Genomic DNA, 26,038 nt, shown 5'->3' on the forward strand with positions numbered 1-26,038 from the left:
GCCAACGGCGACAATGGCCGGATGGCTGTTTTGCGCCGGTACCTTGCGCCCGTGGTCGTCGCGGGCTTGATCGCGGTGTCGGGCGTCGGGAGCGCCCAGGCCGGCCCCGATGTCCCGCCGGTGAGCGATGCGGCGCGCGCGGCCGGGTTCGTCGACGTTCGCAGTGTGGTCTCCGACGCCGTCGTCGACCTGCGCTACGCGACGACCAACAACTTCACCCACACGCAGCTCTACCCCTCGGATGCCCGCTGCCTGGTACATCAATCGATGGCATCGGGGCTGGCTGCGGCCGCGTCCGCGCTGCGGCCGCAGGGGCATCTCCTGGTGTTCTGGGACTGCTATCGGCCGCACGACGTCCAGGTCAAGATGTTCAACGCCGTCCCGAATCCGGCGTGGGTCGCACGCCCCGGGCAGTATGCGCGCAGCCACGAGTCGGGGCGTTCGGTGGACGTGACGTTCACGACGACGCAGCAGCCTTGCGCGTCCGGGCAGCATGCCGACGGCCTCTGCCTGGCCGACATGGGGACGGACTTCGACGACTTCTCCCCGCGCGCAACCGCTTTCGCGACCCAGGGCGTCAGTGCCGACGCGCAGGCGAATCGCGCGGCGTTGCGCAAGGCGATGAAGTACGGCGGCCTGGCCCCGTACTCGGGGGAGTGGTGGCATTTCGACGGCCCCGGCGCCGCGGTCGACCGGCCGATCCTCAACGTCCCGCTCGATTAGGGCATCTCATATATTGAGACTATGGTTTCATATCGCGAGCTGGCCGGTACCCTTCGGGCATGACGGAAGAACGCGGGGCCACCTACACGCACGGACACCACGAGTCGGTGCTCCGCAGTCACCGGCGACGCACCGCGGAGGACTCCGCGGCGTACCTGTTGCCGCACCTGAAGCCCGGCTTGTCGCTGCTTGATATCGGCTGCGGACCCGGGACGATCACCGCCGACCTCGCCGCCCGCGTCGCACCCGGGCCGGTGACCGCCGTCGACCGGTCGGCCGACGTGCTCGGCATGGCCCGCGCGGAGGCCGATCAGCGTGGCCTGTCGAATGTCTCGTTCGCCACCGCCGATGTCCATCGGCTCGACTTTCCCGACGGCGCCTTCGATGTCGTGCACGCGCACCAGGTGCTCCAACACGTCGCCGACCCGGTGGGCGCCTTGCGCGAAATGAAGCGGGTGTGCGCACCGGGCGGCGTCGTGGCGGCCCGGGACGCCGACTATGCCGGGTTCATCTGGTTCCCGCAGCTGCCGGCGCTGGACCTGTGGCGCGAGCTCTACCAGCGGGCCGCCCGCGCCAACCGCGGCGAACCCGACGCGGGGCGGCGGTTGCTGTCCTGGGCCCAGCGGGCGGGCTTCGCCGACATCACCCCCACCGGCAGCGTGTGGTGCTACGCGACTCCCGCGGCCCGCGAATGGTGGGGCGACATGTGGGCCGACCGAATCCTGCACTCGCGGGTCGCGCGCGACCTGCTCGATTCGGGGCTGGCGACGGTGGCACAACTCGAGGAGATCTCCGCGGCGTGGCGCGCCTGGGCGGCAGCGCCGGACGGCTGGATCGCCATCCCGCACGGCGAAATCCTGTGCCGGGCGTAGCCGATCGGGGCGAGGAAGGGGCCGACACGGGCATGTTTCGCCTGGTCAGCCGAGCGGTATTGGCATTCTCTTTTTTTGCAAGTACGTTATTCAACGATGGATAACGCTGCTCAGACACCATCCGGCATTCCGCTTGCGCCGGTCTACGGCCCCGGGGATATCGCGGCGACCCCGCCGCCACCCGGGGAGTTCCCCTTCACCCGAGGCAACTTCGCGTCCGGCTACCGCGGCAAGCTCTGGACGTTCCGCCAGTACTCGGGATTCGGCACCGCCGAGGAGTCCAACCGCCGTTACCGCTACCTGCTCGAACAAGGCGGGACCGGGCTGTCGGTGGCGCTGGACCTGCCGACCCAGTGCGGGTACGACTCCGACGATCCCGAGTTCGGCGAGGAGGTCGGCCGGGTCGGCGTCGCCGTCGACACCCTGGCCGACTTCGAGATCCTGTTCGACGGCATCCCGTTGGACAAGCTCAGCACCAGCATGACGATCAACGGAACGGCGGCGATCCTGCTGGCGTTCTACGTCGCCGCCGCCGAGAAAAAAGGCGTGCCCCGCGCGAAGCTGACCGGCACCATCCAGAACGACATCCTCAAGGAGTACGCGTCGCGCGGCACCTGGATCTGGCCACCGGAGCCGTCGCTGCGGCTGATCGCCGACACCATCGAATTCTGCGCGGCCGAGGTGCCACGGTTCAACGCGATCTCGGTGGCGGGCGCCCATTTTCGCGACGCCGGGGCCAACGCGGTGCAGGAGATGGCGTTCACCCTGGCCGACGGGGTGACCTACTGCGACACCGTGGTGGAGCGCGGTCGCATGACCATCGACCAGTTCGCGCCGCAGATCTCGTTCTTCTTCTACACCCACGGCGACTTCTTCGAGGAGATCGCCAAATACCGTGCGGGACGGCGCCGCTGGGCGACGATCGTGCGCGAGCGCTACGGGGCGACCACGGCCAAGGCGTCGATGTTCCGCTTCGGCTGCGTCTGTGGGGGCGCGTCGCTGTATGCGCCACAGGCGCACAACAACATCGTCCGGGTGGCCTACGAGGCCATGGCCGCCGTGTTGGGCGGCGTCCAGTCGATGTTCACCGCGGCCTGGGACGAGCCGTTCGCCCTGCCCACCGAGGAGACCACGACCCTGGCGCTGCGCACCCAGCAGATTCTCGCGCACGAAACGGGTGTGGCCAGCGTCGCCGACCCGCTCGGCGGCTCATACTTCGTCGAGGCGCTGACCGACGCCACCGAGGCCCGCATCGTCGAGATCATGCATGACCTGGAGCGCCACGGCGGCATGGTGCACGCCATCGAGGACGGCTACCTGCAGGGCCTGATCGCCGACGAGGCCTACCGGGTCCATCAGGACATCGAAGCCGGCGCCCGGCCCGTCGTCGGGGTCAACCGGTTCGTGACCGACGAACCGGAGCCGGACGTCGTGACCTACGAACTGGACGCCGAAGGGCGCGACCTGCAGCTCAAGCGACTCTCCAAGGTGAAGTCCGAAAGGGATTCGGCCGCAGTCCAATCCAGTCTTGCGGCGCTATCGCGTGCCGCCGAAGGGGACGACAATCTGATGCACAAGCTGATCGACTGTGCCAACGCTTACTGCACGGTCGGCGAAATGGTCTCCGCGCTCAAGGCGGTGTGGGGCGAGTTCCAGCAACCGGTGGTGTTCTAGTGGCCGCCCGGATTCTGGTCGCCAAGCCCGGCTTGGACGGACACGACCGCGGCGCCAAAATCGTCGCCCGCACGCTGCGCGATGCCGGATTCGAGGTGATCTACACCGGCATCCGGCAGCGCATCGAGGACATCGCCTCGATCGCCGTCCAGGAGGACGTGGCGGTCGTCGGCCTGAGCATCCTGTCCGGTGCCCACCTGGCGCTCACCGCCCGCACCATCGAAGCGTTGCGGGCCGCCGACGCCGCCGACATCGCCGTCGTGGTCGGCGGAACGATCCCGCACGCTGACGTGCCCAAGCTGCTGTCCGCGGGCGCCGCCGCGGTATTCCCCACCGGGACACCGCTGGACGACCTGGTGCGCGAAATCCGTGCGCTCACCGGCACCCCCGAACCCGCTGCAGAAAAAGAGGAACAGTGCGCGTCGGAGTGATGATCGGCGCCGAGCGTGGCGATATGGCCCGCAAGGTGCACAAGCTGGCGGCCGATATCGAATGGGCCGAATCCGCGGGCCTGGACACCGCATGGATGCCGCAGGTGCCCGACGACTTCGACTGCCTGACCATGGTGTCGCTGATGGCCGCCCACAGCTCACGCATCGAGCTCGGCACCGCGGTGGTGCCGCTGCAGGCCCAGCATCCGATCGCCCTTGCCCGCCAAGCGCTCTCGACGCACGCGGTGTCCGGCGGACGGCTGGCACTGGGCGTGGGACCGTCGCACCACTGGATAATCCGGGACATGCTCGGCCTGCCGTATGACAAACCGGCCGCCTACACCCGCGACTACCTACAGGTGCTCAACGCCGCCATCGCCGGGCCGGGACCGGTTGACGTCGAGAACGATTCGTTCTCGGTGCACAATCCGCTCGCGATCGGGGCCGACACCCCGATGCCGGTGCTGGTCGCCGCGCTGGGGCCGGTGATGCTGCAGATCGCCGGTGAACTCGCCGACGGCACCGTGTTGTGGATGGCCGACGAGCGCGCGATCGGTGACCACATCGCCCCCAAGATCACCAAGGCCGCCGCGGATGCCGGACGCCCCGCACCGCGGATCGTCGCGGGGATCCCGGTATGTCTTTGTGCACCGGCACAAGTCGACGAGGCCAAGGAGCGGGCCAACCGCATCCTGGGCGAGGCCGAGGTGTCCCCGAACTACCAGCGTCTGCTCGAACGCGGCGATGCCCGCGACGTCGGTGATCTCTGTGCGGCCGGCGACCCGGAGGCGATCCTGGCGCGGATGCGCAGCTTCGCCGATGCCGGTGTGACGGATCTGTCGGTGCGGCTGCTGCCGATCGGTGACAACCGCGACGAGCTGGTCGCCTCCAAACGGCGAACCCGCGAGATGATCGCATCGCTGGCAAGGGAACTGCGTTGACCTCTAGCGGTCCGCTGGCCGGGATACGGATCCTCGAGGTCGGCACCATGCTGGCCGGTCCGTATGCGACCATGCTGCTCGCCGACCTCGGCGCCGAGGTCACCAAGATCGAGCCGCCCGGCGGCGAGATCTCACGCGGTGTCGGGGCCACCTACTTCGCCAGCCTCAACCGCAACAAGTCGAGCGTCTGTCTGGACCTCAACTCCGAGGCGGGGCGGCAACGCCTGGGCGAGCTGGTCGCGGAATCCCACGCGCTGCTGGTGAACCTCAAACCGTCGGCCATCCGCCGGCTGGGGCTGACCTACGAGCAGCTGCGCCGGCACAACGAGCGGATCGTTTGCGTCGCGATCACCGGCTTCGGTCTGCACGGCGGCGATGACCCGGCCTTCGACTACGTCGTCCAGGCGGGTTTCGGCATCGCGGCGTTGACCGGTGATCCGGACGGTCCGCCGACGCTGCCGGGTTATTCGTCGGCCGACAATTCCACCGGAATGTGCGCCGCGCTCGGGCTTTTGGCCAAGGTCGTCTCCGGCACCGGTGGGCAAGTGGACGTGTCGCTGCGCGACGTCATGCTGTCGCAGCTGAACTACCATGCGTCCGCGTACCTCAACAGCGGTGTCGAGCCGCAGCGCCACCCCTATGGGGCGCACTCGTATTACGTTCCGGCCCAGCTGTTCCCGACGGCCGACGGGTATCTGGCGCTGTTCATCACGCACGACGGTTTCTGGAAATCCTTCGCCAGTGAGGCGGGTATCGGCGGCTTCGAGACGATGGCCGAACGGGTGGCCCGCCGCGATGAGGTGCTGGCGGTCGTCTCGGCGATGCTGGCGACCGACACCGCCGCCGGGTGGGAGCGCCGGCTGCGTCCGCTCGGGGTGCCGGCGGCGGCGGTCAGGACGCTGCCCGAGGCGCTCGACGCGACGCCCGAGGTCATCGTCACCGCGGGGGATTTCCGGCTCGTCGGCAGTCCCATCCACGTGTCGGGTTACCAGCCCGAATACCGGCCGCCGCCGGAGCTGACCGAGGGCTGACCGCGACCGCCGCCGACCGTGAAGTTAGTTTCACGCTCGGGCGCGACCGTGAAATTGGTTTCACGGTCGCGCTCAGGCACGCGGTCCGGTGAGGTGGGACTCGGCGAGCTTGCGGAAGGCTGCGACCAATCGGCTGCGGTCCCCGGCGCGCGTCGCCAGCACGACATGGCACGGATCGACGCCTTTCAGCGGCACCGTGGTGATGTCCGGCCGCAGGCTGTTGCCGTGGAAACCCGCCGTGATGGCCACGGCCTGTCCCGAGGCGATGAGTTCGAACTTGTCCTCGAGCGCGTCGATTAACGGGCCGTCGGGTGCCCGCCGTCCGTCGGGTCGCGGGTCGATGCGCCAGAAAGCGCTCCACGCCGGGTCCGAGTTGCGCACGCGGGGCATCGGCTCGTCGGCGATGTCGTCGAGGGTCACGAAATCCCGGCCGGCCAGGCGGTGGTCAACGGGGATCGCCAGCACCCGCGGCTCGTCGTACAGGACCGTCACGTGCAGCCCGTCGGTGGGGAACGGCAGCCGCGTCACCACCGCGTCTACCCGATGGCCGAGCAACGCGTCAAGCGCCTGACCCCAATCCAGGTGTGTCACTTGCACTTCGGCGTCGGGGTGTTCGCGGCGCATCTCGCGTACCGCGGGGGTGACGATCATCCCGGTCGTGTATCCGATCGTGATGCGGCTCGGCTGGGCGGCGGCCCGGGCCTGGGCGGCGGCTTGCGCGGCCGAACGCAGCAGGGCCCTGGCCCGCGGCAGGAACACCTCGCCGGCCTCCGTCAGCGTGGTGCCTTGCGGCGTGCGATCCAGCAGCCGGACGCCGAGCTGGTGCTCGAGCCGGCGAATCTGCCGGCTCAGCGACGGCTGCGCGATCCGCAACGCGCCCGCGGCGCGTCCGAAGTGTCGCTGCTCGGCCACCACCACGAAGTATCCGACCAGCCGCAGATCGAGGTCGATCACCTGCGATGCAGAGTCGGTCATGCGCACAGTGTAACCGTCAAGCACTCCGCCTTGGACCGCGATTTCACAGCTGATGTGCGGTGATGCGCTTTTCGTATCGCGCCATCCGGAATAGGTCTTGGACGTCTGGCCGGTGTGGTCATTGACTGGATGTCGCGACAGTCAACCCAAGCGAAGGGACCACCATGCATGTCTTTGTGACCGGCGCGAGCGGACACATCGGTTCGGCCGTCGTCGACGAGCTCGTCCAAGCGGGGCATCACGTCACCGGACTCGCCCGCTCCGACGAGTCGGCCGCCGCGCTGGCGACGAAGGGCGTCAGGGTGCACCGCGGCGACCTCGACGACCTCGATGGTTTGCGATCCGCCGCCGCGGCGTCCGACGGAGTCATCCACCTCGCCTTCAAACACGACTTCGACGACTTTCTGGGCGCCGCCGAGGCCGACCTGCGCGCCGTGCAGGCCATCGGGGAGGTCCTCGTCGGCTCCGACCGCCCGTTTGTCAGCACCTCGGGCACCCTGCTTCTCTCGCTGCTGGGGCATGGCGGTCTCGGAACCGAACAGGACACGCTGCCCGGCGGGCCGCGGGTCGACTCGGAGAACGCGGTGATCGCTTTGGCCGAACGCGGTGTGCGCTCGTCGGTCGTTCGGTTATCTCCTTTGGTCCATAGCGATCTGGACCGCCATGGATTCACCAGCCACCTGATCGACACCGCGCGCACTACCGGGGCGTCGGGCTACATCGGTGACGGGGCGAACCGCTGGCCCGCGGTCCACACGCTCGACGCCGCGCACCTGTACCGGCTGGCTCTCGAAAAGGCGCCCCCGGGAACGCGATTGCACGGAGTGGCCGACGAAGGGGTGCCGTTCCGCGACATCGCCGCCGTCATCGGCCGTCACCTGGATGTACCGACGGTCAGCATCCCCGCGGAAGAAGCCGGTCATTTCGGCTTCCTTGCCCTCTTCGCGGCGCTGGACAATCCGACGTCGAGTGCGCTGACGCAGAAGGTGCTCGACTGGCAACCCGAAAATGTCGGACTGCTCGAGGATCTCGACGCCGGTCACTACTTCGTCGGGTGAGCGACGCCGTGGCTGATTCGGCCGTCGGTGCGGCCCGAGAAGCGTTGGGGCCGGTGGGCGCTTGCCTGCCGGTCTCATTCACCAGCCCGCCGCATGTGCGGCTGCTAAGGGAGGCGGCGGGTCGGCTGCAACGGGCCGGATACCGCGCGGTGTGGACCAACGAGGTCATCGGCAAGGACGCGCTGGTGCAACTCGCCGTGCTGCTGAGCGGCAGCGAGCGAACGGTGTTCGGTACCTGCATCGCCAACATCTGGGCCCGGCCGGCTCAGACCATGCATGCCGCGGCCGCCCAACTGGCGCAGGCGTATCCGGACCGAATTGTGCTCGGACTCGGGGTCGGCTACCCGGAGCAGGCCGCCAGCGTCGGTCAGGAGTGGGGCAGCCCGCTGGCCACGATGCGCGAGTACCTCGGCCGGATGAACAGCCCGACCTGGCCACCGGCGCCCGACGCGGCGTACGCCCGGATTGTCGCCGCGAACGGACCCGAGATGCTCGCACTGGCGGGCGACCTCGCCGACGGGGCTTTTCCCGCCGGTCTGCCCACGGAGTTCACCGCCCGGGCCCGGCGGGCGCTCGGACCGGACAAGCTTCTGGTCGTCGGACTGTCTGTCGCCCGCGACATCCAGGGCGCGCGGGACGCGGTGTCGGTCCGGCTCGGCGTGCCGTCCTATGCGGCCAGGCTGGCCGAGTTGGGCTACTCGGCGCGCGACCTCGACGAGGTGAGCGATCGCCTGGTCAAGGCCCTTGTCGCGCACGGTGATCCGGCCGGCATCGCTGCCAACGCCCGGGAGCACCTGGCCGCCGGCGCGGACCACGTCACGCTGCTGCCGCCAATCGGCGGTGAGTTCACCGAGGGGATGGCGCACCTCGAAGAGCTGGGCCCGGCGCTGTTCGAGGCGTAGTTACGGAGTTTCACCGGCGGGCACCACCGCCGAAACGACCAGCTGCAGATATGGACGGTAGAGATTCACTCCGTCGAGATGGCTGCCGAGCGTGACACCGTCATTGACGGCAAGGATGACGCGGGCCAGCTCATCGGCCGGCATCGCGAGCGACGCTCCCAGTCTCGCAACGTTTTTGGCGATGAATTCGGCCAGTGAGCGGATGGTCTCCAGTCGCTGTGCGGCGAGCCTGTCGCGCGCCGCCGGGCTCCGCAGTAAGAACAACGTGAGTTCGTAGTTGAGCGCGGCACGGTTGGGATCGCTGCTGGCCTGGCTCCACCGGGCGGCGAGTTCGTCGATATCGATGTCGCCGAGCCGACTGAAGGACTGGATGATCTCGGCGAAGCCGTCGAGGAACCGTTGGCGTTGCCGGTCGGTCACCGCAAGGAACAACTCTTCTTTGGCGCCGAAGTGGGAGTAGATCGCGCCGCGGGTGTACCCGGCCGCATCGGCGATGTCCTCGAGGGCGGCGCCGCTGAGGCCTTTGCGCGCGAAGATCTCCTCCGCGGCATCGAGCAAGAGGCCGCGGGTGTGCTCGAGGCGTCGTTCCCTCGTCCACCGTTCCGCCACCGGCCCATCCTCCCACATTGCGGCGCACCTGCCGCGGTCCATCGAAATCGGCGGGCGCGCAAAGCTATTGATTACTCACGCTGTCCAATCTCACCGTCCTCGTGACGAAGCCGCGTCTCGACGTCTGCGGCGCGACCCCGAGCCCGCCAGTGTGATGTCCACCACTTTAATACATCATTGTATATTTCATACATCAATGTATAAGGTGACACCCGTCACAACCAAGCGGATACCGCACTCTCCGCTCCGGTACGACCGTCACCACGATGAGGAGATCGGCATGAGCCAAGTCGCCCGACCGGGACAGTGGGTGGAGCGGGACGCAGGGCTGGGCCTTGACCGACCAGACCTCGACGCCTTCAACATGTCCATCTCAACCGACCGCTATACGTCGCGGGAGTACGCGCTGCGGGAGCAAGAGCGCATCTGGATGCGGGTGTGGCAGATCGCCGGCCGGATCGACGAGCTGCCGAATGTGGGTGACTGGAAGCAGTACCGCGTCTTGAACCAATCGTTCGTGATCGTGCGTGGCAAGGACGAGAAGCTACGCGGATTCGTCAACGCCTGCCGGCATCGCGGGAACATCCTGTGCAATGCCGCGGCCGGAAACGCCAAGCGCGGCTTCCTGTGCCAATACCACCTTTGGTCCTACGACCTGGACGGCAAGTTGCGTGGGATGCTGCGGGAGAACTTGGCCGGCCCTATCGACAAGACCGAGAACTCGCTTCTGGAAGTCCCCGTCGACACCTTCGGTGGATTCATCTTCCTCAACCCCGACCCAAATGCCCAGCCGCTCAGCGAATTTCTCGGCCCTGAGGTTATGGAACTGCTGGCCCCCTACCACCTCGACGACATGGTCACCGTGATGAACGTCCGGGAGGCCTTGGACTGCAACTGGAAAGTCGTCATGGACGCCTTCGAAGAGGGCTACCACATCAACGGCATCCACCCGCAACTCCTCAGTGTGCTCGTCATCGACCCGACGACCGCCCGGTACCGGTTCTTTGAGAACCACAGCGTCGCGGTCGCCCCGTTCGAAGTGAAAGGCGCCAGCGCTGAGAAGCAGATCGAGGGCATCCTGAACCTGCCGGACACCTTTCCCTCGACGGTCGCGGTCATCCCCCGCTTCCAGGAACTGGTCGCCGAATACCGTGCGCCGGACGGCTCGGTCGAGTTTCCCGACGGCGTCACCGCGCGCAAGCTGCTTCAGCGGGCCACCCGCGACACCCTGACCGGCATGGGCCTCGACGTCAGCGGCCTCACAGACGACCAGATGAGCGACAACCAGGGCTGGGTGCTTTTCCCCAACTACTTCATGACCGTCCGCGCCGGCGAATGTCACGTCATCATGGCGATGCCTCACCCCGACGGCGACCCGAACCGGTGCGTCTGGCACGTCAGCAGCTACATGTACCTGCCGCCGGAGCATCGCGACGCCTTCAGGGTCCCGCTGACCGAAGTGGACGAACCCGGCAGCTACAAGTACTTCGAAGCGCTGCAACAGGATTACGAGCAGATGCCGCGACAGCAACTCGGCCTGCGCAACAGCAGGCTGGACCACATGTCGCTGGTCAAAGAGGAAGTCGTCATCGCCCACTACCACTCGGTCGTGGACCGCTACATGGCCGATGGCGCCGCAACCACGGAGAGAGTCGAATGAACATAGCAGAGCGCATCGCCCACCATCGCCGGATGGCCGAGGCCTACCGCGACGCCTACCTGCGTCAGGGAGTCCAAAGCGGTGAAGCGTTCGCCGACGCGTGGCAGTTCGCCGAAGACGGCATCTACGTCTCGCCGTACTTCACCGGTGACCAGGTGTTCAAATTCAGTGAGTTCCCCGAGGACACCGCCCGTGCCTCGACCATGGAGGCCAAGGCCTACTCGCTCACCTTCCCGGACTGGAAGCCCGCCGACTTCAAATACTGGCCGGCCGAGAACGGTGTCGTCATGAAGACCCGCTGGGAGGGTCACACCAAGGACGGCGTCCAGATGGGCTTCTACTCATACAGTTTCATCGAGACCAATGACGCGGGTGAGTTGACCCGTTGGGAGACCCACGTCAACGACGAGTACAACGCCTTCTTGGACGTAGCCATCGGAGTGCACGGTCCGTTCCACGGCACCGGAGAGTACGTCGAAGCACTCGAGCGTTGCCTGGCGAAAGCCGGGGTGTCGGTGTGATTGTCTTGCTCGAGGTCGAGGATGTCATCGAATCGCACACCGGCCGGTCGCGCGCGGTGCTGCAGTACTGCACCGTCACGAAACGTCTGGTCGACGAAGCGAAAGAACCCGGCTTCTCGGTGAGTAGTTGGGGGCCGCTGGCGGAACTGGTCGCCGTCGAGGAGTTCCAACGCGTCGGCGCCTTCAAAGAGGTGATGGACTGGCAAGGCTATGTCGAATTCCTGACCGCCTGGGCAACGTCGTCGAAGTGGGAGTGCTCGTTCAAGAACATCACCGAGTCCGGGGGCCGTGTGTTCCTCGAACTCGAGGAACGCAGCGAAGTAGGCGATTTCAGCAGCGTCGTCAACTCGCTGTCGGTATACGAGTTCACCGACGACGACAAAATTCGGCGCATCGACCTTTACCTGCAGATGACGCCCCCGCAGCCGGAGATGTTCAAAAGCTTTGAGGGAGTGGAACCGCCGCAGTGAAGGCCGACGACATCGACACGAGGGACTTCTTCACCGACAACGAGTTGCTCGCCGAGCCATACGGCTATCTCGCGGCCATGCGAGAGGAATGCCCGCTGCGCCGCGAGCCTCACCACGGCGTGGTGATGGTCACCGGATACGACGAGGGTGTAGCGATCTACAACGACACCAAGAGGTTCTCGTCGTGCATCTCGGTGACGGGTCCGTTCCCCGGATTCCCCGTGGCACTGGACGATCGTGGCGACGACGACATCACCGAGCTGATCGCGGCGCGGCGTTCAGAGCTGCCGTTCAACGACCAGTTGCCCACCTTCGATCCGCCGGCGCACACCGCGCACCGGGCGCTGCTGTCGCGGATGATCACCCCCAAGCGGCTCAAGGAAAACGAAGAATTCATGTGGCGCCTCGCCGACCGGCAGCTGGACGTCGCACTCGGCGGTGACCGGTGTGAGTTCATCGGGGAATTCGCTTCCCCGTTCGCGATGCTGGTGATCGCGGACCTGCTGGGTGTGCCCGAGTCGGATCACGAGGAATTCCGTGCCGCGCTGCTCAGCGAGGCGGGCACCATCGGCAGCAGCGAGGGCGACACGATGCGTCATTCGCCGCTGGAGTACCTCTACGACAAGTTCACGGCCTACATCGAGGACCGGCGGCGAAACCCGCGCGGGGACGTACTGACCGGAGTCGCATCAGCCACGTTCCCCGACGGCAGCACGCCGGATGTGATAGACGCGGTGCGCGTGGCGGCGAATCTTTTTGCCGCGGGCCAAGAGACGACGGTGCGCTTGCTCAGCGCCGCCGTGATGATGCTGGCCGAGAGTCCACGCCTGCAAAGCAGCTTGCGTGCCAACCGCGAACTCATTCCCGACTTCATCGAGGAGGCCCTGCGCTACGAGAGTCCGGTGCGCGGCGACTTCCGCTTGTCCAAGTGCCCGGTGACCGTTGGCGGGGTCGAACTTCCCGCGGGCACTACCGTGATGCTCGTCAACGCGGCACTCAACCGCGATCCGCGCAAATTCCCCGAGCCCGATGTGTTCGACATCCACCGCGCAAACGCGCGCAGCCATGTCGCGTTCGGCCGGGGCCCGCATGCCTGTCCGGGGGCGCCGCTGGCACGCACCGAGGCGCGGGTGAGCCTTGAGCGGCTTCTTGCCCGCACCAACGATATTCGGATCGACGAAGAGAAGCACGGCCCCCCGGGTGACCGCCGCTACCGGTATCTGCCCACGTTCATCTTGCGGGGACTCACCCGGCTACACATCCGATTCGAGTAGCGAGATGCCATTTTCGGGAACCACCGCGATCGTGACGGGTGGCGCTATGGGACTGGGCCTGGCCATCACCGAGGCCCTCACTGCCCGCGGCACCAAGGTCGCTATCTTCGACATTGCCGCCGAGCCGGTGCAGGCGCAGGTGGCTCGGCTGAACGAAAATGGTGCCGCCGTCACCGGCCACGTGGTCGACGTGTCCGATCGCGCCCAGGTCGAGTCCGCCGTGTCCAAGGTGCGGACCGAACTCGGCCCGGTCCTGATGTTGGTGAACAACGCCGGCATCGAGCAGTTCGGCAAGTTCACCGAGATCACGGACGAACAGTGGGATCGGGTCATGGCCGTCAATCTGCGTGGCCCGTTCATCTGCACGCAGGCCGTGTTGCCGGACATGCTCGATGCCCGGTGGGGCCGCATCGTCAACATCTCGTCCTCCAGCGCCCAGGGTGGTCAGGCGCGGATGGCCGCCTACGTCAGCTCCAAGGCCGGTGTGATCGGCCTGACCAAGAGTCTGGCGCTGGAACTGGGCCCGAAAGGAATCACGGTCAACACCATCCCGCCGGGCATGGTGGTGACCCCGATGCTCGAGAAGGCGATCGCGGAAGGCAGGTTCACCGCCAGCTTGGAGCACTTCGCGAGCATCACACCGGTGCGCCGGGCCGGCCGTCCGGAGGATATCGCCAACGCGGCGATATTTCTGTGCCAAGACGAATCGTCCTACATCACCGGCCAAGTCATCGGCGTCAACGGAGGGCGGAGAACATGAGCGACGAAAGCGCGGCGCGGCAGACCCTGGCTCCACTGGCCGCCGATCAGTGGGGCGATGCCGAGTACGCGGCTTTCGGTGTCCTGCTGGGGATCCCGGGCGAGAAGGTGCCCCGCGCCGGTTCGGGGCACACCCTGGACCCGTTGAAGTTCGACATCATCGGCGTGCTTGCCCGCCACCCCGGGCTGGCGCAAGCATTCTTGACCTTCAACGGTTTCCTGTTGCAGCGCGGCGAGCTGTCGCCGCGTCTGCGTGAGTTGGCGATCTTGCGCGTCGCCCACATCCGCCGTTCGGCCTTCTTCTGGGGTGAGCACACCAGATTGGCCGTGGACAGCGGCGTGCCGGAGCAGGACATCGCGAGGCTCGCCGGTGGCAATGAGGGGTTCTCCGGCGCCGACCTGCTCACCCTGGAAGCGACCGACGAAATGCTCGCCGACGGGCGGGTGGACGGCGGGACCTGGGAGCGGCTGGTCGCGGCGCTCGATACTCACGCCGCGATGGAACTGATCTTCGTCGTCGGCACGTACACCATGTTGGCCATGGCTTTTCAGACCTGGGGGCTTGCGCCTCCCCCCGGTAGCGCGCCGTTGCCCCGAACCTGAAAGGCCGCCGCCGCGCGAGTGTGCAGCTGGCCGCACACTCGGTGCCGAATGTGAAACTGGCCGCACACTCGACGCCAACTGGCCCGCGCTACGTCCGGCCGGCCAGCTGCTTCTGCTGATAGAGCCGCGCCCATTCGGCGCGCGACCGGATGGACACGTCCACGTCAACGGCGTTCGCGCGCAGCGCTTTCACGGTCGCTTGGTCGCGAGGAGTCCGCGCAAACGGGTCCCAGCCGAAGAACCGGCAGGCGTTGCCCCAGGTGATCTTGTTGATGTCGGAATCGTCGGCACCGGCGGCATTCAGCTCGGCCAGCACCCGCTCGGGCGCGTCCGGCCAGAAGCAGTCGGAGTGCGGATAGTCGCATTCCCAGGCGATGATGTCGATACCGATCTCGTGCCGCAGCTTCAACGACGTCTTGTCGGTGACGTAGCAGGCCAACGAGTGTTCGCGGAACACCTCGCTGGGCAACTTGTCCCCGAAATCGCGGCGCAGCCACTTCTGGTTGGTGTAGTGGCGGTCGCTGCGGTCCAGATAGAACGGGATCCAGCCGATGCCGCCTTCGGAGAACGCGAACTTCAGCTCGGGGTAGCCGCGCATGGCGGGACCCCACAGCAGGTCCTGCGCGCACATCGCCGAGACCTGGGTGGCCAGGATGATCAGGTTGTCGATCGGCGCGTCCGGGGCCATGCTGATCGCCCCGAAGCCGGTGCCGATGTGCAGACACATCACCACGTTCTGCTCGGAGAGCGTGCGGAAGACCGGGCCCCAGTAGTCGTCGTCGTGGTAGCTCGGAAGCCCTTCCAAATGAGGGAGTTCCGGCATGGTGACCGCCCGGCAGCCCTTGGCCGCCACCCGGCGGATCTCGGCGCACATGGCCTCCGGGTTCCATGTGGGCAGGATCGCGATCGGAATGAAGCGGTCGGGGTAGGAGCCGGCCCACTCGTCGATGTGCCAGTCGTTGTAGGCCGACACCATCACCAACGTCGTCTCCTCGCGGTGCATGTTGAGGTGACGCGCGGAGAAACCGGTGAAGGTCGGGAAACACATCGACGCCAGGATGCCGTTGCGGTTCATGTCGCGAACGCGCTCATGGACGTCGTAGACGCCGGGACGCATCTCGGCGAAACCGGCCGGGTCACGGCCCCATTCGTCGGCCGGCCACGACACCACGGCGTTGAGCCCGCTTACGCCCTGCGGCCGGCCCTGATACATCCACTGGTCGACGCCCTTCTCGTCGACCACGACGATCGGGGCCTCGTCGCGGTAGCTGGCGGGGACGTGCCGCAGGAACATGTCGGGCGGCTCGACCACATGGTCGTCGATGCTCACCAGGATCAGGTCATCGACATTCATGAGGCTGAGCGGCTCTGCTCGCTGGTCGTCTCGAGCAATCGGGGGATGGGCGCGGGATCCAGCAGCAACGCATCGGACATGTGCAGCCGGCCGGCGTCGGCCATCATGTTGTCCAGGACGGCCTGCAGGTCGTCACCCTCGAGCTCGTAGAGGGCGACGTACGGCCCGTTCCCGTCGACCGGGCGAAGCCGGCGCGCCGCGACGATACCGTCGAACGTCAGCAGTTGCGGTATGTGTATTTCGTCGTACCAGGTGTTGTACTCGTCCTCGCGATCCGGCGAACTGGGCCGACTCTCGACGTACATGATGCCCTTGGCCATCGCCGCCACCTCTCTTCGGGCTGCTACTCGTAGCGCACCGTGACCGAATCCGTGTCCGGCACGCCCTGGCAGGTCAAAATGTAGCCCTCGGCGACCTCGTCGTCGTCCAGGGCGTCGTTGACCCGCATGGTCGCGTGGCCCTCTTCGAGCTTGGCCATGCACGTGCCGCAGTTGCCCGCCTCGCAACTGAACGGCGGCTCCAGACCGGCGCGCCGCGCGCTCTGCAACAGCGTCTCGCCGGGGACCATCGGCACCGAGACCTTCTTGCGGTCCAAGTGGATGGTCACCGTCCCCGCCCCGGAGCCGTTTGACGGATCTGTCACCCGTGGGGTCTCCTCGATGCTTCTGGTGACCGTCACTGCCACCGCCCTCCCGTACTTGCATTCTTCACTATAGAGAATACTATTCTCACAGAGCGATAGGATCTTCTCAAGCTTGCGCGGATGTCAGGTCGGCCCGGCCTGTCAGGGAAGGACGGGACGTGACCGAGCCGGCTGCGGTCGTGTTCGAGGACCAGCGATTCGGCCTGGCTCAGCTCGACGCGCTGGCCGACGGCTGGGCCGCGAGCCTGGCAAAACGCGGCGTCGCCCCGGGGCATCGGGTCGCGGTGATGGCGTCGAACCGGCCGGAATTCGTCGCCGCGGTGCTGGGCATCTGGCGGCTGTCGGCAACGGCGGTCCTGATCAGTCCGGCATGGAAGCACGGCGAGGTCGACCACGCGCTCGCGCTGACCGAACCCGCCCACGCCGTCGGTGACCATCCGGTGCTGGCCGGGGCGATGCCGATGCTGCACCTCGACGAGCCGGTCGCACCCGGAAAGCCGTTGTTCGGGACGCCGCCGCCCCGGTCCGACGCGGTGCTGGTGTTCAGTTCCGGCACCACCGGGCTGCCGAAGGCCGTCCGGCACACCCACGCGGCGCTCGATGAGGCGGTGCGGCACTGGCGCGAAGCGTTGCGGCTGACGCCGCGCGATCGGATTCAAGTCGCCACTCCACCGTCACACATCCTCGGGCTGCTCAACATCCTCACCGCGCTGCGTACCGGGGCGTGGGTGCGGCTGCATGCCCGGTTCGAGGTCGACCGGATGCTGCATCACATCGAAACCGACCGCATCACAGTGGAAATGGCGGTCGCACCCATCGCACTGGCGATCGCCTCGCATCCCGCGCTCGAGTCGTATGACCTGTCCTCCCTGCGCTACTTCATGTGGGCGGCCACGCCGGTCAGCCCCGAGGTTGCGCAGACCGTGACCCGGCGCACCGGTGTCGGCTGGGTCCCGGCCTACGGAACCACGGAACTGCCTGTCATCGCCTGCAATCCGATCGAGGGCGCACGGCTGGACGCCGTCGGGCGCCCCGTGCCGGGCGTGCAGGTGCGGGTGGTCTCACTGGAGACGGGGGAGCCGGCCGGCCCGGGCGAAGCAGGTGAGATCCAGGCCCGGTCCGCGTCGCTGATGGCCGGTTACCTGCCGGCCGACGCCACCGCCGAGGTGATGCACGACGGGTGGTACCGGACGGGCGACGTCGGCTGGCTCGACGCCGACGGCTGGCTGCGGATCACCGACCGACTCAAAGAGATGATCAAAGTGCGCGGGTTCCAGGTCGCGCCGGCCGAAATCGAGACCGTGCTGCACGGCCATCCGGCCGTCAAAGACTGCGCGGTGTTCGGCGTACCCGACGGCATCAACGGGGAAGCGGTGGTCGCCGCGGTCGCGACCCGCGCACCCGTCGATCCCGGCGAGCTCGCCGCCCGGGTCGATCAGCGGCTGGCTTCCTACAAACGCCTGAGCCGCGTCGTGTTCGTCCCCGACATTCCCCGCCTGCCGTCGGGCAAGGTGCTGCGCCGAGTTCTGAAGGAGCGCTATGGATGTACGTCTGACAGCTGAACAGCAGCAACTGCGCGACGCGGCCGCCAAGCTCGCCGACGACCTCGGACCCTCGGCGGTCCAGGACCTCGACGATCGGAGCCGGATTGCGCGTCTGGACAAGCAGATTGCGGCGACGGGGTGGCGATCGCTGCGCTCCGACGGGGCTTCGGGTGTCGAAGTGGCCGTCGTCGCCGAGGAATTCGGGCGCCGGCTGGTCGACACCCCGTTTCTGGGTCCGGTGCTCGCCGACGACCTGGCCCGCCACGTCGGCGCCACCGGCGCGGGTGCGACGATCTCGGTCGACGGCCGCGCCATCGACGCGCGGGGCGCCCAGCGGGCGCTGAGTCTCTCCGAGGGCCAGGTCCTGGCCGCCGACGTGCTGGACTCGAGGGTCGGCGTGGATTTGACCCGCACGGAGGCGAACGTCGCGGGAACGCCGGTGGCGCTGGGCGACGTGTCCGCCGACGTCGCGGCGCAGTGGCGGGCGCTCGCGCTGGTCGCCACGACGGCGGACCTGGTGGGGATCGCCAGGGGAGCGCACGCGGTCGCCTGCGACTACGCCAAGATCCGCGAGCAATACGGCAAGCCGATCGGGTCATACCAGGCCATCGCCCACCTGCTCGCCGAAAGCCTTGCGCTGATTGAAGGTTCGATCAGCGTATCGCGGCATGCCGCCTGGGCGGTCGACGAGCTGCCCCCCGCCGCGGCGATCCGGGCCGCGCAGGTCGCGAAGATCTACTGCGCGCGCGCCACCCGCACCGTCTGTGAAACGGCCATTCAGGTGCACGGCGGCATCGGCAACACCTGGGACTGCCTGGCGCACGTGTACCTGCGGCGCGCCCTGATATCGACCGAGCTGTGGCCCGTCGCGTTGAAGGAGATCGATCTTGGACTTTCGTGACTCGCCGGAGGAAGCGGCCTTCCGCAAGCGGCTGTCGTCGTGGCTCTCCGTGCACGCAAGGGAATTCGCGGGCTCCGGTGACGAGTACTGGGCCCGTCAGGCGGAGTGGCACCGGGCCCTGTACCGGGAGGGCTTCTTCGGGCTGTCGTTTCCCCGTGAATACGGCGGGCAGGAGCTGCCGCCGGTGTATGACGTCATCGTGGATGAGGAGCTCGCACGAGCCGGCGCCCCGCCGCGCCCCAGCGTGGGCTACCTGATCTACGGGATCGGTCGGCACGCCAACGACGAAGTGCGGCAACGTTTCCTGCCCGGGATCATCAACGGCACCGAACGATGGTGCCAGGGCTTCAGCGAGCCCGGAGCCGGTTCCGACCTCGCCTCGCTGACCACCACCGCCCGCCTCGCCGGTGACACCTACGTGGTGAACGGGCACAAGATCTGGACCAGCTACTCCGATGTCGCGGACTGGTGCCTGTTGCTGGCGCGCACCGACCCGGAGGCCAAACGCCACCGCGGCCTGTCGGCGTTCGTGCTGGACATGAAACAGCCCGGAGTGCAACAGCGCCCGCTTCGCATGATCAACGGCGTGACCAACGAATTCGGTCAGGTGTTCTTCGACGACGCGAAGATACCGGCGGACCGGATGGTCGGTGCGCCCGGCGACGGCTGGGCGGTCGCGATGACCGTCGTCGGGCACGAACGCGAACCCTCGACGCTGGGCTACGCCGCCCGATACGGCAAGCTGGTCCGAAACCTCTACGCCCGCAGCCGAAATTCTGGGGGCCCGGCTCCCGAAGAGCTCGCGTGGGCGGCGGTCCAGTCGGAGATGTTGACCCATCACGTGCGGCGACGGCTGTCCGAACAGCTCGACGGCGTCTCGCACGGGCCGGAGGGGTCCCTCGACAAGCTGCTGATGACGTGGGTGGAGCAATCGGTCGGACACGCCGCGCTGGCGGTCACCGGCACGGGCGATCCGGACCTGCTCAGCGCCTACCTGTACAGCCGCGCGCAGAGTGTGATGGGCGGGACATCACAGATACAAAAGAACATCATCGCTTCACGCATCTTGGGATTGTCGGAGTGATCGCGAACGCGGGCGAAGCCCGGGTGAAGCGGGTCACGACCATAGAAGGGGAGTGATCGCGAACGCGGGCGAAGCCCGGGTGAAGCGGGTCACGACCATAGAAGGGGAGTGATCGCGAACGCGGGCGAAGCCCGGGTGAAGCGGGTCACGACCATAGAAGGAGAGTGATCGCGAACGCGGGCGAAGCCCGGGTGAAGCGGGTCACGACCATAGAAGGAGAGTGATCGCGAACGCGGGCGAAGCCCGGGTGAAGCGGGTCACGACCATAGAAGGAGAGTGATCGCGAACGCGGGCGAAGCCCGGCTGAAGCGGGTCACGACCATAAAAGGAGTCTGACGTGTACGACATGCCTGCCGAAATCGACGTCCAAGCCGACGGTCCGCTGCGGATCATCACCTTGAACCGGCCGGAGTCGCTCAACTCGGTCAACGACGACTTGCACGTCGGGCTCGCGCGACTGTGGCAGCGGTTGACCGACGACCCGACGGCCCGCGCCGCGGTGATCACCGGCGCCGGCAGGGCGTTTTCGGCCGGCGGCGATTTCTCCTACCTCAAGGAACTGTCGGCCGATGCCGAGCTGCGCGCCAAGACGATCCGGGACGGGCGCGAGATCGTCCTGGGCATGGCGCGCTGCCGAATCCCCGTGGTGGCCGCGGTGAACGGCCCGGCGGTCGGCCTGGGCTGCAGCCTGGTGGCGCTGAGCGACATCGTCTACATCGCCGAGGAGGCCTACCTCGCCGACCCGCACGTGCAGGTGGGGTTGGTGGCCGCCGACGGCGGCCCCCTGACCTGGCCGCTGCACATCAGCCTGCTGCTGGCCAAGGAGTTCGCGTTGACCGGCACCCGCATCAGCGCACAGCGCGCCGTCGAGCTGGGGCTGGCCAACCACGTGGCGTCCGATCCGCTCGCGGAGGCAATCGCCTGTGCCAAGAAGATTTTGGGGCTGCCCCAGCAGGCGGTCGAAAGCACCAAGCGGGTGCTCAACATCCACCTGGAGCGGGCGGTGCTGGCCAGCCTGGACTATGCCCTCTCGGCTGAACAGCAGTCGTTCACCACCGACGACTTCCGGTCGATCGTGACCAAGCTGGCGGGCGGCAAGAACTGATCCGCTCTGCTCGCGACGCGACCGTAACGCCAGGGAGATTTTTCGCCGATTTTTCGCCATGGCGTTACGCCCGCGGTCAGTCGGTCAGTCGTGCAATCGAAGGAACGCACGCATGACGCGGTCGAACTTCCCCGGCTCTTCGATGAAGGGCATGTGGGCGGTCGACTCGAACAGCTCGAACCGCGAGCCGGCAATGCGCTGGTGCATGTCCCACATGTGCTCGGGCACGCACTCGTCGAACCTGCCGGCCAGGATGAGGGTGGGCAGCCGGATTTCGGCCAACCGGTCGAACACGTCCCAGTCGCGGATGGTCCCGACGATGCGAAAGTCACTCGGCCCGAACATCGTCTCGAAGATGTCGGTGCCCATCTCGGCGAAGGCCGCCAAAAGCTCTGGCGGCCAAGGACGTAGGCGACACAGGTAGGTTTCGTTCCAGGTGCGGATCGCGGCCTGGTATTCGGCCGTGTACGTCGTGCCCGCGGCCTCGTGGCGTTCGATGGCCGACTGGGTGGCCGGATCGAGCCCGGATTTGAGCCGGGCGACCATCTCCGCGAACTGCGGTATGGACGCGATGCTGTTCGAGATGGTGAGGCTGGCGGCGCCCGACGGCACGTCGAGCGCGTACTGCTGCGCCAGCATCCCACCCCACGAATTACCGAAGATGTGAAAGCGGTTGAGTCCCAGCCCCTGCACCACGGACCGCATCTCGGCCACCGACCGCTGCATGGTCCACAACTCGCGGTCGGACGGGCGGTCGGACTTGCCGCAGCCCAGCTGATCCCAATAGACGACTTCGCGCTCGTCGGCCAGCCGTTCCAGCGAACGCAAGTAGGTATGGGGTAGGCCGGGCCCGCCGTGCACCACCAGAAGCGGAAGGCCCGCTCCGCCTCCGACGCGCGTGAACCACACGTTGCCGCCCGGGACCGCGATCATTCCCTCCACTGCGGACGACGCCTCCCTAACTTGGTGAGCAGACGCAAAGTCGCGGCCTGCGATGCCGGTATATGCGATTTTGCGGCTGCTCGCGAGCCCAGCTCTCCTTGCAACGCTGACTCTCAGAATGAGAGAATAGTGTTCTCATACGCTGCGGGGGCCCTCGAGCACTCGCGACGCGCTCGCCGAACTGGAGAAGAACCGTGCCTGAAGCCGTCATCGTGTCCGCCCTGCGCACCCCCATCGGCACCGCCCGCAAGGGCACGCTGCGCGACACCAGTGCCTTCGACCTCGCGCACCACGTGGTCTCCGAAACGGCGAAGGACCTGGATTCCGCGCAGGTAGACGACGTGATCCTCGGCGAAGGGCTCTACGGCGGCGGCGTGATCGCGCGCCACGCCGCCATCACGGCCGGCCTGACCCAGGTTCCCGGCCTGGCCAACAATCGCCACTGCGCGGCCGGCCAGGCGGCGGTGCAGAGCGCGGCGGCAAGCGTGCGCGCCGGAATGGATCAGCTTGTCATCGCCGGTGGCGTGAACTCCGCCTCCACCTCCCCGCGGTCCCGCATGCAGGTGGACGGCGAATGGGTCGACTGGTTCCCGCCGACCCACCCGGACCGCCCCGACGCCCCGAACATGGACATGTCGATCACCGTGGGCTGGAACGCCGCCCTCAAGGCGGGCGTGAGTCGCGAGGAGATGGACGCGTGGGCGCTGCGTTCGCACCGCAACGCGATCGCCGCGATCGACGTGGGCCGCTTCAAAGAGGAGATCGTCCCGATCGAGACGCCGCACGGGCTGTTCGCGGTCGACGAACACCCGCGCCGCGACACCACCATGGAGAAGCTGGCCGCACTCAAGCCGCTGCACCCCGAGATCGAGGGCTTCTCCATCACCGCCGGCAATGCCTGCGGCGCCAACGACGGTGCCGCCGCGCTGACGATCGCGAGCGACCAACTCGGGCTGCCCGCGCTGGGGACCGTGCGGTCCTGGGCGTCAGTCGGCGTCGACCCCGCGATCACCGGGCTGGCGCCGGTGGAGGCGATCCCGAAAGCGCTTGCCCGTGCCGGGCTTTCCATCTCGGACGTGGATCTGTTCGAGATCAACGAGGCCTTCGCCGCGATGTGCGTGGCCACCGTCAAGCTACTCGACCTTGATCCGGACAAGGTCAACGTCAGCGGCAGCGGATGCTCACTCGGGCACCCGGTGGCGGCGACGGGCGCCAGGATGCTGGTCACGCTGGTGCATGAATTGCGCCGTCGTGGCGGCGGATTCGGGGTATCGGCCATGTGCGCGGGCGGCGGGATGGGGTCCGCGACCGTCATCGAGGTCCCAGCCCCCTAAATGGAGATCGCCGACTTGATCGCCGGCGCGCGCAACGGATCTCCGCGCGCGACGGGTCGGCTCCTCTCCCTCGTCGAGGGTGAGCGCCGCGACGAGGTGCTGGCGAGCATCGAGCCGGCCCCGGTCAACGTCATCGGCATCACCGGGCCCCCGGGCGCCGGCAAGTCCACGACGATCGCCGCTCTGGTCGGCGCCTACCGGGAACAGGGCCGCCGGGTGGCGGTGCTGGCGGTGGACCCGTCGTCGCCGTTCAGCGGTGGTGCGCTGTTGGGCGACCGGATACGAATGGCCGCGCACATCAACGACTCCGACGTGCTGATCAGGTCGGTGGCGACCCGCGGTCACCTCGGGGGACTGGCCGCGGCGGTCCCCGCCGCCATCCGCCTGCTGGGGGCGATCGGTTACCACGTGGTCCTGCTGGAGACGGTGGGGGTGGGGCAGTCCGAGATCGAGATCGCCGCCGTCGCCGACCCCACCGTCGTCATCCTCAATCCCGGTGCGGGCGACGCGGTCCAGGCCGCCAAAGCGGGCGTGCTCGAAGTCGCCGACATCGTCGTCGTCAACAAGGCCGATCGCGAGGGTGCCGCGCAAACCGTGCGCGACCTGCGGGCCGAGACGGACGCCCCGATCGTGAGTCTCATCGCCGACCGCGGTCACGGCGTCGCGGAGCTGGTGACCGCCATCGAAGACCATCACCGCGCCGACAGTCGTGCCCGCCGGCTGGCCCGCGCCAAAGCGCAGATCCTGTCGCTGGCGCAGACCCGCCTGAGGAGCCGGCCGGAGCTGGACCGGCTCGCCGAAGCGGTCGTCGACGGCGGCCGGGACCCGTACTCGGCGGCCGAGCGGCTGCTGTCACCGACCACTCAAGACCCGGACTGACGCCTGGCGTTGTCCCCCAATCGGGGGAACGGCGATTCATCCCGTTTGCGGACCGATCGGCGGAGGCCCGGCCGCGCCGATCTCCCTACGTTGATCTTGTGCTCGACGGCACGATCCGCCATGAGTTAGGAGACCCGGCAATGGCTCGCACACCCGAACTGTCGGCCGCACACCTCGGTGAACAGCTGGAGCTGTACCGCCGGATGTGGGTCCTGCGACTGCTCGACATGGCGCTGGAAGAGTCGCGAATCGACGGCCTGCTCAACGGCCCCATGGTGGCCGCGTTCGGCCAGGAGGCCGTGGCCGTCGGCACGATCGCGGCGCTTCGACCGGGCGACATCATGAGCACCGCGATCCGGCATTTCGAACACGCCCAGCGAGTCGGTCGGGTCCTGCCGTTGGGACCGGCCATCGCCGAGCTGATCGCGCCGAGCCCCGTCGCGGCCGGCGGTGTGCCGGAGAGCCCGTTCGCGACCGAATGGAAGCAGATCTTCGCCGCGTCGGACCCGGTGCGGCGATCGATGGTGTTCGCTCTCGGTGACGCGTATGCGCAGCAGGTGGCCGGCGGCGGCAAGGTCACGCTGTGCGTCATCGGCGACGACGCCGTGAACTCCGCCGAGTTCAAGTCGGCCGCGGCCATCGCGCTGACGTGGCGCCTCCCGGTGGTGTTCGTCGTCGAAGACATTCGCGACGGGTCCGGTGTGCGCCGTGGTCCCCGCGAGCGCCACGGATTGCCCGTGCTGGCAGTCGACGGCAAGAACGTTGCGGCGGTGCATGACTCGGTCGCCCAAGCCGTGCAGCTGGCCGGCTCCGGCGGCGGCCCTCGCCTGGTCGAGGCCGTCACCTATCGGACCAACCACCCCGCCGGGGTCGATCCCCTGGTTTACGCCCGGCGCCAGCTGACCCGCGCGGGCGTCAGCGCCGCGCACCTCTACGAGGTGGAACGACGGGCCCGCCGCCTGGTGGCCGAGGCCGCCGCGTCCGCGAACGCGCAACTGCGCGCGGAGCGTCCGGCACCGGTGAGCGAACCGGGCCACTGGTCGCCCGCTAGCTGAGCAGACCTTGCCGCATCGCCTCGGCAACGGCGGCCGCCCGATCGCTGACGCCGAGCTTCTCGTACAGGCGCTGCACGTGGGTCTTGACCGTGGACGGCGCCACAAACAGCTCCGCGGCGATCACGGGGATGCTCTGACCGCGCGCAATCCGGTTGAGCACCTCGCGTTCTCGCGCGCTGAGCACGGGGCCCGTCGGTTCCGCGCGGTGACGGATCTCCGCGGTGAGGCCGCCCACCAGCGCGGGCGCCACCACGTCGCGGCCCTGCGCGCAGTCGAGCACGGCCTTGACGATCTCGCTGCGCGTCGAGTCCTTCAACACAAACCCGGCGGCGCCCTGCTGCAGCGCCTGGTACACGATGGCGGGCTCGTCGTGCGCCGAGATCAACAGGACGCGGGTCGGCAATTGCTGGCTCCTCACCGCCGCCGCCACTTGCCCGCCATCCATGCCGGGCATCCGGAAATCGAGCAGCGCGACGTCCGGCGAGTGCTGCTTGATCAATTCCAGTGCCGTCGAGCCATCCTCGGCCTCCGCGACGACATTCACCGAACCGCTCGACGAGAGCGCGCGCACGACGCCCTCCCGAAAGAGCGGGTGATCGTCCCCGACGACCACCCGCACCTTGTCGGACGATGCGGGGCCGGCCATGGCGATGAGTCTAGCCCGCAAAGCGTCGGCGGCAATCGGCTGAAACTC

The 26,038-nt window shown here is 67.7% G+C and carries 28 protein-coding genes; 21 read left to right on the top strand and 7 right to left on the bottom strand.

Going from position 1 to position 26,038, the window contains the following annotated elements; all coding sequences use genetic code 11:
• The first annotated feature begins 21 nt into the window (after positions 1-21).
• The 6 genes from U8D42_RS00635 to U8D42_RS00660 all read left to right on the top strand — a co-directional run bounded on the left by U8D42_RS00635 (position 22) and on the right by U8D42_RS00660 (position 5,672).
• On the top strand, positions 22-723 hold the full coding sequence (locus U8D42_RS00635; protein WP_322861637.1) for a M15 family metallopeptidase: 702 nt from the start codon (positions 22-24) through the stop codon (positions 721-723).
• A 59-nt stretch (positions 724-782) separates the two neighbouring features.
• Positions 783-1,595 carry a methyltransferase domain-containing protein gene (locus U8D42_RS00640; protein WP_322861636.1) on the top strand — a complete coding sequence of 271 codons (813 nt, stop codon included), beginning with the start codon at positions 783-785 and terminating at the stop codon, positions 1,593-1,595.
• A 96-nt stretch (positions 1,596-1,691) separates the two neighbouring features.
• Positions 1,692-3,269, top strand: a complete 1,578-nt coding sequence (locus U8D42_RS00645) for a methylmalonyl-CoA mutase family protein (RefSeq protein ID WP_085240649.1) — start codon at positions 1,692-1,694, stop codon at positions 3,267-3,269.
• Entirely contained in the window at positions 3,269-3,700 is a 432-nt protein-coding gene (locus U8D42_RS00650) for a cobalamin-dependent protein (RefSeq protein ID WP_085240648.1), read from the top strand. The genes U8D42_RS00645 and U8D42_RS00650 overlap by 1 nt, the downstream gene beginning before the upstream one ends.
• On the top strand, positions 3,685-4,641 hold the full coding sequence (locus U8D42_RS00655; RefSeq protein WP_322861634.1) for an LLM class F420-dependent oxidoreductase: 957 nt from the start codon (positions 3,685-3,687) through the stop codon (positions 4,639-4,641). The genes U8D42_RS00650 and U8D42_RS00655 overlap by 16 nt, the downstream gene beginning before the upstream one ends.
• A 47-nt stretch (positions 4,642-4,688) precedes the next feature.
• Positions 4,689-5,672, top strand: coding sequence for a CaiB/BaiF CoA transferase family protein (locus U8D42_RS00660; protein WP_322861646.1), 984 nt, complete (start codon positions 4,689-4,691; stop codon positions 5,670-5,672).
• A gap of 72 nt (positions 5,673-5,744) precedes the next feature.
• Here the strand turns inward: U8D42_RS00660 and U8D42_RS00665 are convergent, their stop codons facing one another.
• Entirely contained in the window at positions 5,745-6,647 is a 903-nt protein-coding gene (locus U8D42_RS00665; RefSeq protein WP_090418220.1) for a LysR family transcriptional regulator, read from the bottom strand.
• Positions 6,648-6,811: 164 nt separating this feature from the next.
• Between U8D42_RS00665 and U8D42_RS00670 the strand changes: the two genes are divergently transcribed.
• Together U8D42_RS00670 and U8D42_RS00675 are read left to right on the top strand one after the other, a co-directional pair.
• A complete protein-coding gene (locus U8D42_RS00670; protein WP_322861633.1) occupies positions 6,812-7,705 on the top strand; it encodes an SDR family oxidoreductase in 894 nt (297 codons plus the stop codon).
• 8 nt (positions 7,706-7,713) lie between these two features.
• Positions 7,714-8,607: an LLM class flavin-dependent oxidoreductase gene (locus U8D42_RS00675; RefSeq protein ID WP_322861632.1), complete on the top strand. Its 894-nt coding sequence runs from the start codon at positions 7,714-7,716 to the stop codon at positions 8,605-8,607.
• Here the strand turns inward: U8D42_RS00675 and U8D42_RS00680 are convergent, their stop codons facing one another.
• Positions 8,608-9,216, bottom strand: a complete 609-nt coding sequence (locus U8D42_RS00680) for a TetR/AcrR family transcriptional regulator (protein WP_085240658.1) — start codon at positions 9,214-9,216, stop codon at positions 8,608-8,610.
• Between the two features lie 280 nt (positions 9,217-9,496).
• Between U8D42_RS00680 and U8D42_RS00685 the strand changes: the two genes are divergently transcribed.
• The 6 genes from U8D42_RS00685 to U8D42_RS00710 are packed head-to-tail and all read left to right on the top strand — an operon-like array spanning position 9,497 to position 14,503.
• Positions 9,497-10,876 (top strand): aromatic ring-hydroxylating oxygenase subunit alpha, encoded by a 1,380-nt coding sequence (locus U8D42_RS00685; protein WP_322861631.1) that lies wholly within the window; start codon positions 9,497-9,499, stop codon positions 10,874-10,876.
• Positions 10,873-11,397, top strand: a complete 525-nt coding sequence (locus U8D42_RS00690; RefSeq protein ID WP_085240642.1) for a hypothetical protein — start codon at positions 10,873-10,875, stop codon at positions 11,395-11,397. Before U8D42_RS00685 ends, U8D42_RS00690 begins: the two co-directional genes overlap by 4 nt.
• Positions 11,397-11,867 carry a hypothetical protein gene (locus tag U8D42_RS00695; RefSeq protein ID WP_431523894.1) on the top strand — a complete coding sequence of 157 codons (471 nt, stop codon included), beginning with the start codon at positions 11,397-11,399 and terminating at the stop codon, positions 11,865-11,867. The genes U8D42_RS00690 and U8D42_RS00695 overlap by 1 nt, the downstream gene beginning before the upstream one ends.
• Positions 11,864-13,141, top strand: coding sequence for a cytochrome P450 (locus U8D42_RS00700; protein WP_322861629.1), 1,278 nt, complete (start codon positions 11,864-11,866; stop codon positions 13,139-13,141). The genes U8D42_RS00695 and U8D42_RS00700 overlap by 4 nt, the downstream gene beginning before the upstream one ends.
• A gap of 4 nt (positions 13,142-13,145) precedes the next feature.
• Positions 13,146-13,901, top strand: coding sequence for an SDR family NAD(P)-dependent oxidoreductase (locus U8D42_RS00705; RefSeq protein WP_322861628.1), 756 nt, complete (start codon positions 13,146-13,148; stop codon positions 13,899-13,901).
• On the top strand, positions 13,898-14,503 hold the full coding sequence (locus tag U8D42_RS00710; protein WP_322861627.1) for a carboxymuconolactone decarboxylase family protein: 606 nt from the start codon (positions 13,898-13,900) through the stop codon (positions 14,501-14,503). The genes U8D42_RS00705 and U8D42_RS00710 overlap by 4 nt, the downstream gene beginning before the upstream one ends.
• Before the next feature lie 88 nt (positions 14,504-14,591).
• Here the strand turns inward: U8D42_RS00710 and U8D42_RS00715 are convergent, their stop codons facing one another.
• Genes U8D42_RS00715 through U8D42_RS00725 form a run of 3 tightly spaced genes read right to left on the bottom strand, consistent with a single transcriptional unit; the run spans position 14,592 to position 16,536 of the window.
• The gene (locus U8D42_RS00715; protein WP_322861626.1) at positions 14,592-15,857 is read right to left on the bottom strand and encodes an amidohydrolase family protein; all 1,266 of its coding nucleotides are present in this window, start codon (positions 15,855-15,857) and stop codon (positions 14,592-14,594) included.
• A complete protein-coding gene (locus U8D42_RS00720) occupies positions 15,854-16,177 on the bottom strand; it encodes a DUF4286 family protein (protein ID WP_322861625.1) in 324 nt (107 codons plus the stop codon). The genes U8D42_RS00715 and U8D42_RS00720 overlap by 4 nt, the downstream gene beginning before the upstream one ends.
• Before the next feature lie 23 nt (positions 16,178-16,200).
• Complete coding sequence (locus U8D42_RS00725) at positions 16,201-16,536, bottom strand: 2Fe-2S iron-sulfur cluster-binding protein (protein WP_085240636.1); 336 nt, start codon at positions 16,534-16,536, stop codon at positions 16,201-16,203.
• A 122-nt stretch (positions 16,537-16,658) separates the two neighbouring features.
• Here U8D42_RS00725 and U8D42_RS00730 point away from each other — a divergent pair, with 122 nt between their 5' ends.
• From U8D42_RS00730 to U8D42_RS00745, 4 genes are all read left to right on the top strand, one after another.
• Positions 16,659-18,062: a class I adenylate-forming enzyme family protein gene (locus tag U8D42_RS00730; RefSeq protein WP_322861624.1), complete on the top strand. Its 1,404-nt coding sequence runs from the start codon at positions 16,659-16,661 to the stop codon at positions 18,060-18,062.
• Complete coding sequence (locus U8D42_RS00735) at positions 18,040-18,945, top strand: acyl-CoA dehydrogenase family protein (RefSeq protein ID WP_085240634.1); 906 nt, start codon at positions 18,040-18,042, stop codon at positions 18,943-18,945. Before U8D42_RS00730 ends, U8D42_RS00735 begins: the two co-directional genes overlap by 23 nt.
• On the top strand, positions 18,932-20,029 hold the full coding sequence (locus U8D42_RS00740; protein WP_085240633.1) for an acyl-CoA dehydrogenase family protein: 1,098 nt from the start codon (positions 18,932-18,934) through the stop codon (positions 20,027-20,029). Before U8D42_RS00735 ends, U8D42_RS00740 begins: the two co-directional genes overlap by 14 nt.
• A gap of 337 nt (positions 20,030-20,366) precedes the next feature.
• Positions 20,367-21,134 (top strand): enoyl-CoA hydratase/isomerase family protein, encoded by a 768-nt coding sequence (locus U8D42_RS00745; RefSeq protein ID WP_085240632.1) that lies wholly within the window; start codon positions 20,367-20,369, stop codon positions 21,132-21,134.
• Between the two features lie 84 nt (positions 21,135-21,218).
• Here the strand turns inward: U8D42_RS00745 and U8D42_RS00750 are convergent, their stop codons facing one another.
• Positions 21,219-22,067 carry a proline iminopeptidase-family hydrolase gene (locus U8D42_RS00750; protein WP_322861026.1) on the bottom strand — a complete coding sequence of 283 codons (849 nt, stop codon included), beginning with the start codon at positions 22,065-22,067 and terminating at the stop codon, positions 21,219-21,221.
• A gap of 203 nt (positions 22,068-22,270) precedes the next feature.
• Between U8D42_RS00750 and U8D42_RS00755 the strand changes: the two genes are divergently transcribed.
• The 3 genes from U8D42_RS00755 (at position 22,271) to U8D42_RS00765 (ending at position 25,344) form a co-directional block, all read left to right on the top strand.
• Positions 22,271-23,410 carry a thiolase family protein gene (locus U8D42_RS00755; protein WP_322861011.1) on the top strand — a complete coding sequence of 380 codons (1,140 nt, stop codon included), beginning with the start codon at positions 22,271-22,273 and terminating at the stop codon, positions 23,408-23,410.
• A complete protein-coding gene (gene meaB, locus U8D42_RS00760; protein ID WP_322861010.1) occupies positions 23,411-24,289 on the top strand; it encodes a methylmalonyl Co-A mutase-associated GTPase MeaB in 879 nt (292 codons plus the stop codon). It begins immediately after the preceding gene.
• Between the two features lie 140 nt (positions 24,290-24,429).
• Positions 24,430-25,344, top strand: a complete 915-nt coding sequence (locus U8D42_RS00765; RefSeq protein WP_208859294.1) for a thiamine pyrophosphate-dependent enzyme — start codon at positions 24,430-24,432, stop codon at positions 25,342-25,344.
• Here the strand turns inward: U8D42_RS00765 and U8D42_RS00770 are convergent.
• Positions 25,337-25,990 carry a response regulator transcription factor gene (locus U8D42_RS00770; protein ID WP_322861009.1) on the bottom strand — a complete coding sequence of 218 codons (654 nt, stop codon included), beginning with the start codon at positions 25,988-25,990 and terminating at the stop codon, positions 25,337-25,339. The genes U8D42_RS00765 and U8D42_RS00770 overlap by 8 nt on opposite strands.
• Positions 25,991-26,038: the final 48 nt, after the last annotated feature.

This window comes from Mycobacterium europaeum, from assembly GCF_034555895.2.
GTDB lineage: Bacteria > Actinomycetota > Actinomycetes > Mycobacteriales > Mycobacteriaceae > Mycobacterium > Mycobacterium europaeum.